Genomic DNA, 7,476 nt, shown 5'->3' on the forward strand with positions numbered 1-7,476 from the left:
GTTTGAATACATTGAGCGGTTCCACAACCGCCGGATGCGACGGAGGACCGCCAAGCGCGATCTGAAGTTCTCAACCCTTTCATAACCGTCCGTGATTTCGGGGGTGAACCCGACTTCTGCTTACACCACTTGGAAGGCCTCTCATCCCAACGAGAAGTTCCCGGTGTTTCCGGGGTGAAAAGACAGAAGCCCCGCGATGCGGGGCTTTTGTTTGGTGTTTGGACTCAAGCGAAGTCGCCGGAGAAAAGGCCGCAAAGCCATTCACTGTTAGCGTGAGAGAAAGTGATCTATACCAGCTTGAAGAACATCTTGGATGCTTGCGGCCATGCCTGATTCAAGAACTTCTTCCAACTGTTCCGGGAGATCGTTGCGAGAAATGCAAATTATCAGTGCTGGACCCTCAGTGGGTGAATGAAGCGCTTCAGTCAACCTGTCACCTAAGCCGCATTCGCAGTTGATTGCCTGCAGACTATCATCGACCCTTTTGCGGAGTGCTGTAATTTCGCACCCTAATGGGGAGCAGGGATCAACCTTATACCCGTACGACTTACTTGGTTGCGCGTTATGAAGCGGATCGAGCAGGACAACCTGAAAAGTCCACTCTTCATCGAAGAACCCAAGTAACCGACCCATTGCTTTCGAAACTGCGAACTGCAAGATTGGGTACTCTTCCCTTTTGTGAAACTTTTCTGGAATCCAGTCAAGATCATCGATGCTTATTGGAATATTTTTCTGTTGCCAATTAATCTCATGGCAACGATTGGCCTCCGCAACACGCTTGTCGTTCAATATATCGTCTACCGATGAACTTCCAAGCTCAGTGAAACGTTCCAAAACCGCGAGAAGCCAACTATTTTTGATTTTCGTTGCCGAAAGACCAAAATTTTTGATCTGTCGAAAGTGACGGAAACCAAATCGCCAAGGCTGGCTCTTCGGCGCCTGTCGAGAAGACACCACTGAGTATCTGCGCTGATTGGTAGCTCCCGATGCTTCAAGCTGCCGGTTCGCAGTACCGCTGTACCTAGACATCCTTGCCCCTTATGTTGAAGTCAACCTCTACGTCCCCCCAATCAGGCCGTCAGTTAGACTTTACCTTTATCTCTTCCGCCTCTGCCTCTTCTAAGAGTTTCGAGTAGTAGTTGGCCATCAGTGTCTCATCAATTTCCGTCTCGCAGCGCTCTGCTGGCGCCAGCGTCCCCCTGGCCTGCAGCCACGGCGCCTCTCGATGCGTCATCGCTTCCAGTTGAGTTCCGGAAAAACCTGCGTATGCGTCCAAGACCTCATCGATATGTGCGAGGACATCTTGGGGAAGCGTATTTGCCGAATCGCGCATTGCCGCATCGGCATTTACAGAGTTGTAAAGAGAGTGGGTCTCTTTAAAGCGATCATAAATTTCTCGACAAACGGGGCCATGAACCCATGCTTGGAATCGATTGTTGAAAACCCCACGACCCTTCGTTGCAAGCGCCCATGCTTGGACGTAGTACAAAAGCTTCTGAAGCTTCAGCAGGTTAAGGGGCACATTGCCCTCTTCCATCTTCACGACGATGTAGTCCGCGACCTGGTGAACCGGCACCATGACTGTCTCCCTTTACATTTTTTTCAGTATACCATATGGGCGAATTTTGCAAGCCCCATTGCATTGAAGGCCGACTTCAGATCACGGGAGCGGCGAATTTGTCAAACGAGAGCAGGACCAGTAGCGCCACTGCGCCGGTAAAATAAGATTGATCTTGACCTGTAGCATCGTTGACTGTGGTGTCGCTTATGCCTGTTGTAGCCACGAGGGTCACAACACCCAATACGGTGATGCCAGTTTCATGAGGGAGCAGTTGAGCCTTTCGACGATCCAGTAGTAGCACTCCGTTAGGAGAGCGGACGCGAGCAGGGCGCATCCCGCATGCGTGGCGACATCGGAAGTCAGCGATCTGGGGTCATGGAGGAAGAGCGCGAATCGATATCATGCCTGTCTGCTCAAGAAATGGTCGAGCGCGAGACTATAGCGACGCTATCTCACAACTTGAGATCAGACCATCGCCTCTCTAGGGGGCGACCGGGGATTTCCTTCCGCATGGGGTGTAGGGAGGGGCACTAGTAAGGTGGCTCGGCATGCGGTACAAATCGCAAAACAGGCCGCCACGGCGGGTCTGGTTCTGGGCTTCGTCTTCACATGGATTGGAGGTGTGGCGTGTCGAGTTACATATTCGTTTCCCCTGGTTCTGACCCGGGTATGGGTAAGGCGCTTGTAGACCCGATCTTGCAACCGGACAAGAAAGCGAAATCGACTATGGGAACCTGTCGGCCTGACCTGCGCCGTAGGGTGAAGTTGGGCGATCAGATCTTCGTGATAAGCGGCAGCATGGGGAAGAACGTTCAGCAGTATGTGATTGGAGGGCTTGAGGTCCAGGACAAGCTGTCCAGTCAGATCGCAGCTTTCGATCAGTTCCCTGAGAATCGGCTCAGATTTGACGAGTCCGGCCAGAGGCTGGGCAATATCATTGTGACTGCAGACGGACGACATCACCCCGAAGACCATCACGACAAGTTTGAGAGGCGAATCCAGAACTATCTGGTTGGTCGGACCTCTGTCATCCTTCAGACGCCTCGGGAGATCCAGCTTGGTAGGGAGCGATCAGTAGACATCCTCGCCAGTCTGTTTGATCGTCCAGGCTCTACGCGAATCCAACAAGTGATCGGGCGCATGAGAAAATTGACTGAAGAGCAAGCTATTCGTCTGAGAGAAGAGCTTCAGGCCTTGAAGAGGGAAGCCAGGAAGTAATGGATATTGCGCAACACATCGCGGATCGCAGTCTCACGGTCAGCGATGTGGCCCGACGGGCAAACTTGCCCGTTTCCCGTGTTAGCGAGATCGTCTCGGGTGATGAGGCATCGCTGTCGGAAATCAGAAAAATATCAAAGGCAATACGTGTTCCGCTGAGCTCGATTGGGCGGGCGGAATCAACTGAGGACCAGAGCACTTCGAAGCTCTTGCTGAGGCAGACGCTTGATCAGCGCGCAAGGGGCATGTCTTCATCTCTGAGCATCATAGGTGACCAGCTAAACGACATACTCTCGATAGCGAGACTTCTGCCTTCCAATCTCAACTGGCTGGAGCTGTTCAGGGGACTGGCTCCCGATCTTGAAAACGCAGAGAACTTTGCTGCCATCTTCAGACGGGCGTTCGCACAGCTGGATGACCAAGTTCCTTTTCTTAGTCTTGCAACCACCTTGGAGGAGTTGGGGGTCTTTGTCTGCTATGGAAGGGACCCTAAGATCGAGGGGGTTTCAGCGATTGTCGAAGGCCACGCACTAATCCTGCTTGCTCCTCGAACCTTCAAGGCGCGGATGCTGTTCACTCTTGCTCATGAGGTGGGACACCTCGTAGCACGCCATGACTTGCTAAAGATTGACTTCGCAAGATTGGACGAAGAGGTGGGTGGAGACAGAGAGACGACTGTCTCGGCTGAGCATCGGAACGAAGAGCGTTTTGCGGATGCTTTCGCGGCTTCTTTGCTAATGCCCAGAAAAGGGTTCTTGAAGGTGCTTGATGCCGTTCGCACTCACTACCGTGCAAAAGGACCGCTCGGGGACGTGGAGATACTGACTGCTGCAATCTTCTTCGGGGTGAGCTTTGAGGTTGCCGCGCGCCGTTGCGAAGGCTTGGGGTTGCTGGAGCCTAGAGGCGCTAGGGCGCTGTATCAGAAGATCTCAGACGAGCATGGAAGTCCTGAGAAGCGAGCGAGAGAGCTGGGGCTTAGAGAGCGAGAGGAAATACCGATTTCAACTTCGCCCAGGCTACTTGAGACTGCTGCGAAGCTTGTGGAACGTGAGGAGCTCTCTGCCGGTAAAGCCGCTGAGCTTTTGAACGTCCCCATTTCCTATCTGTTCGCCGCTAACTCGAAGTAGCAGCGTGATAGTGCTTCTCGACGCTTCGACAGTCATCAACCTCGTGAATGGCGGGGTCTTTGATGCGGTCTTGGGTATCGAGGGTGTAGAGTTTCAAGTCGGAAGCTTGGTGAGAGATGAGGCTTCATCCGCCTCCGAAGTGTTGGACTTGGAGCTTGCCAAGGGATCTTTGACCCTTGCTGACGACGGATTGGTCCCATATTCGGCATTTCTGGTGGCGAAGAATGATATGGGGCTCGGTGATGGCGAGACCGAATGCATCCTCATTGCCTCCGTCATCCAGTGCCAGATCGCTTGTGATGACGGCCGGGCCCGGAAGGCGGCTATCAAGCGGCTCGGGCATGAGTCGCTGGTGACCGGCTCTTTGGGGTTGATGCAACGAGCCTGTAGCCAAGGACTGATCTCAACTGAAGCTGCGCATCTCGCCTATGAAGAGATGCGCAAGCTCGGTGGCTATCTTCCACAGATCGATGTGGACTTCTTCGCCAAAGAAGTGACCCTGCTAGATGGTTTCGGGGCGCAACCCTAGCTTGTCTTCACGAAGAATTCGATTCGTATGCTTGGAAAGGCGTGTTCGTGTCTCGACAAACGGGTTCGATATCGTCTTCTTGATCTGCGATGGATTCTGGAAGATCGCTCCGCAGAAGTGGCATTCGTGGTCAATGTGGGGCGTATATGCCCACTGTCCCTTATCGAAGTGAGGCTCTTTGCAGCGCGGACATGACAGAGCCACGACGCGTCCTTCGATGTGTGGCAGCGCTGTTTGCGCCATGTAGAAGCGCACTTGCTCGGCATCAAGCTTGATGCCATCTATCTCGACAGACTCATACGTGTCGTCCACCTTGGGCCACTCTTGGCCTTCCTCGCTCAGAGCGTGCAGATGGATTCCGGTTTCTTCAGGCGCTGTGGAGGTCCAAAGGATGGCAGGATTTGATCCCCAGATTTGTATCCCTCCTGGGTAGTCCTGTTGGCGTATCTCTATGCTTCTTGGTGCAGCTATCTGGGATCGAGTGCCCGGCTCAAGGTGGTTCCTCAACTGCGAGAGAGGGTTTCCTATTGCGATTTCCGAGTCGGAGAACTGTCTCCCGCATCCATGGCACTGATGCTTCTTGTGAGGATGGACTGCGAACCAGTCGCGGTCGAGATGGGGGAAGCCACAGTGGCTGCATTTGACACTGATGGTTCCGAAGCCGAAGACGCCAGACACCATGTAATTGATTGCGTCGATCTCATCCACTACGAACCATTCCGAGGACAGCAGGTCTGTGGTGAATGGGATCCTCAGCCTTCGATATGTCTTGTCGATGTCCTTGGCTGAGTCCCGGCCCAAGCGCCTGGCATGTACGTGGATGCCTCTATCGGTGGGCAGGGTGGTAGTGTCGTATGACGCGGGCACTGACCCCCAAAGAGCTATCCCTCCCTCGTAACGGTCAACCTCTAGATCGAGAGACTCACTCTCCGAAATGGGTGAGTCATGCGCGGCCACGCATTCTTTTGCCGCCACGCCATATTTTGCGGTGGCGTTTGCATGATGGGACAGGCACCAGTACCGGCTTCCCCCGTCTCGCCTCTTTCCGACGTTCACTATCTCGCAGGTCATACGATCACTCCTTGGGCTTCATGCCCATCGCAGGTGAAGGTCTAACGGTGCATCTGTAGCGTAGTAATCGTTGAAGCTATTTCAGAAGTAGGTTGCGGCTGCTATGAGGCGTCCATCAGGCTCTTGATCAGCCCAAGTGCTTGCTTCTGCTTTTTGGCGTCAAGCTGGGAAAGCACCAGGATGGCCTCAGCCACAACATCCGAAGCCGCCAGGAAGTAGGCCGCAGGTAGGTCTAGAAGCTCCGCTAGCTTCTCGATTGTCTCCAAATCCGGCTTGTGCATCCCGCGTTCATATCGGCTGATCCGAGGGGCCGTCGTATTTGAGTCATCCACGCCCATGAGCATTTCGCCTAGCTGGGCCTGGGTCCAGCCTTTGGCGACGCGTGCTGCGCGTAGGCGATGACCAAGGGCTGTGGGCGTGGGCTGAGGAGCGGGCATCCGGCAGAAACAAACACGTTGACTCTCCAGAGTTTGACCGCATAAGCTTAGCCGGTCATTTGCGTTCAACGCAAAAGTGAACCTGGAGGCTGTTGTATGGATATGAGGTGCTGGGCAGTGGTGGGTCTCCTGGCGTTCGCCGCTTCTGCCGGGGCAGCGCCCAGCTTGTCGTGCCAACTGCAGAGCGGCCAGTTCAAGGTTGGTGGGGGAGGGAAGCCCAAGGTCTCCGAGTTCATCTGGGCCACCGGTCATGGATCTGCAACGCCTACTGGCCCTATCCGAACCAGCATCGGCCGAATCGACCCTGTGGAAGGCCGGGACTACAAGCGCGCTATCAAGCTCGATGGCAAGCCGGTGCTGCTGCCAGCTGAAGCGCATGGCGTGGTGGGCTTCGGCAAGGTCTACGACTTCGGGAGTGCCGTTGCTTTGGCCTATCTGGGAGAGCGCGATGAAGACTCATCCGCCCGGCCTAGCCAGATCGTGATCGTCATCAACAAGGCAGGGGCAGTGATTGATTGGGAAGTGCTCCCTGGCACGAGCCTCAACCCGGGCAAGCACTGCTTGCTCATCGACTGAAGGAACACACATGAAGAAGCTTTGGATGGTTTCCGCCGTAGCACTGCTGGTGGCTTGCTCTGGTGGGCCCGGCAGTGGCGATGTTGAGAAGGCGCTGACGGCGTATTTCAAGGAAGCAACGGGAACGACCATGACGTTTGAGCGCTTGAAGGTGGGCGAGTGCATGAGAGGGGACAGTCCTGGCTATGCCTGCGGTGTCACTGGAACCGCACGCTATCAGCTGGGCACTCGAACTGAGCAACAGCAGCTTGTCGGCACTTTCGTCATCGACAAGGTCGATGGCACTTGGACCGTCGTAGACCGTCGCTGACCCCGGCCCTTCCCAACCAAAGCTAGGAAGCTCGTATGTGGACCTTGTTCAAGATAATCCGCTGGATCATCACCGGTCTCGCGCTTTGGTGGCTTTGCGGTGTCGTGTTCGAAGACGGCACAACGACCGATGGGGCCTTGTTCGGGCTGATGCTGTTCGGGCAGCTGGTCTTCTGGCCCCTTGCGCTGCTGTGGGGCTTGCCGTGGCTGTTCCGTCGCCGAACTCCAAAACTGAAGAAGCATCGGCCGGAAGAGTTCGAACCCACGGTATCTCATGATCACATTGCCTTGGACCTGGGCGGGGACACCATCTGGGTTCGGGACCCTGGGAAGGGCGAGCGCTATCTGCGGCGATCTGAAGTGCTCGCAATCCGCACTGGGGAATACAACTACAAGGGAGTGATCACCCATCGCCTGGAAGTCCAGGTGCGGGACGTTGTTCATCCGCTCTGGCTGGTTCCTTTCGTGCGTCACTCTGACCGCTGGCTCAGGAGCACAGCGATCAATGAGGCCGAGCGAGATGAGTGGTTTTCCCGCTTAGGGAAGCTCTGAACAACTCCCCCGAAGCTGCCAGACTGCAATCCGCGATTTGAGAGCTTGATCGACCCATGCAACTAACCTTTGGCGACGCCGAACAACAAGGCCGAC

At 55.0% G+C, this 7,476-nt stretch carries 10 protein-coding genes; 6 read left to right on the forward strand and 4 right to left on the reverse strand.

Translation table 11 applies throughout. The features are described 5' to 3' along the window. Positions 1–267: 267 nt before the first annotated feature. Positions 268–954 (reverse strand): hypothetical protein, encoded by a 687-nt coding sequence (locus ACVOMB_RS20425; protein ID WP_481532860.1) that lies wholly within the window; start codon positions 952–954, stop codon positions 268–270. Positions 955–1,078: 124 nt separating this feature from the next. Beyond that, positions 1,079–1,579 (reverse strand): Panacea domain-containing protein, encoded by a 501-nt coding sequence (locus ACVOMB_RS20430; RefSeq protein ID WP_481532861.1) that lies wholly within the window; start codon positions 1,577–1,579, stop codon positions 1,079–1,081. A 609-nt stretch (positions 1,580–2,188) separates the two neighbouring features. Here ACVOMB_RS20430 and ACVOMB_RS20435 point away from each other — a divergent pair. From ACVOMB_RS20435 to ACVOMB_RS20445, 3 genes are read left to right on the forward strand one after another with little or no spacing between them, the layout of a single operon-like run. Then, positions 2,189–2,779, forward strand: a complete 591-nt coding sequence (locus tag ACVOMB_RS20435; protein WP_143565611.1) for a hypothetical protein — start codon at positions 2,189–2,191, stop codon at positions 2,777–2,779. Next, positions 2,779–3,906 carry an ImmA/IrrE family metallo-endopeptidase gene (locus tag ACVOMB_RS20440; protein WP_317219047.1) on the forward strand — a complete coding sequence of 376 codons (1,128 nt, stop codon included), beginning with the start codon at positions 2,779–2,781 and terminating at the stop codon, positions 3,904–3,906. Before ACVOMB_RS20435 ends, ACVOMB_RS20440 begins: the two co-directional genes overlap by 1 nt. Before the next feature lie 10 nt (positions 3,907–3,916). Further along, the gene (locus tag ACVOMB_RS20445; RefSeq protein ID WP_317219048.1) at positions 3,917–4,435 is read left to right on the forward strand and encodes a PIN domain-containing protein; all 519 of its coding nucleotides are present in this window, start codon (positions 3,917–3,919) and stop codon (positions 4,433–4,435) included. On the opposite strand, the gene ACVOMB_RS20450 is transcribed toward ACVOMB_RS20445, so the two are convergent. Together ACVOMB_RS20450 and ACVOMB_RS20455 are read right to left on the reverse strand one after the other, a co-directional pair. Continuing rightward, positions 4,409–5,506: a hypothetical protein gene (locus ACVOMB_RS20450; RefSeq protein ID WP_481532862.1), complete on the reverse strand. Its 1,098-nt coding sequence runs from the start codon at positions 5,504–5,506 to the stop codon at positions 4,409–4,411. The two genes, ACVOMB_RS20445 and ACVOMB_RS20450, sit on opposite strands and share 27 nt — an antisense overlap. 101 nt (positions 5,507–5,607) lie before the next feature. Beyond that, positions 5,608–5,943: a helix-turn-helix domain-containing protein gene (locus ACVOMB_RS20455; RefSeq protein ID WP_199932619.1), complete on the reverse strand. Its 336-nt coding sequence runs from the start codon at positions 5,941–5,943 to the stop codon at positions 5,608–5,610. Between the two features lie 117 nt (positions 5,944–6,060). Between ACVOMB_RS20455 and ACVOMB_RS20460 the strand changes: the two genes are divergently transcribed. From ACVOMB_RS20460 to ACVOMB_RS20470, 3 genes are read left to right on the forward strand one after another with little or no spacing between them, the layout of a single operon-like run. Continuing rightward, complete coding sequence (locus ACVOMB_RS20460; RefSeq protein WP_317219050.1) at positions 6,061–6,519, forward strand: hypothetical protein; 459 nt, start codon at positions 6,061–6,063, stop codon at positions 6,517–6,519. A gap of 10 nt (positions 6,520–6,529) precedes the next feature. Beyond that, positions 6,530–6,829 carry a hypothetical protein gene (locus tag ACVOMB_RS20465; RefSeq protein WP_317219051.1) on the forward strand — a complete coding sequence of 100 codons (300 nt, stop codon included), beginning with the start codon at positions 6,530–6,532 and terminating at the stop codon, positions 6,827–6,829. Between the two features lie 35 nt (positions 6,830–6,864). Continuing rightward, the gene (locus ACVOMB_RS20470) at positions 6,865–7,380 is read left to right on the forward strand and encodes a hypothetical protein (protein ID WP_481532863.1); all 516 of its coding nucleotides are present in this window, start codon (positions 6,865–6,867) and stop codon (positions 7,378–7,380) included. Positions 7,381–7,476: the final 96 nt, after the last annotated feature.

Source organism: Stenotrophomonas sp. STEN018, assembly GCF_056760235.1.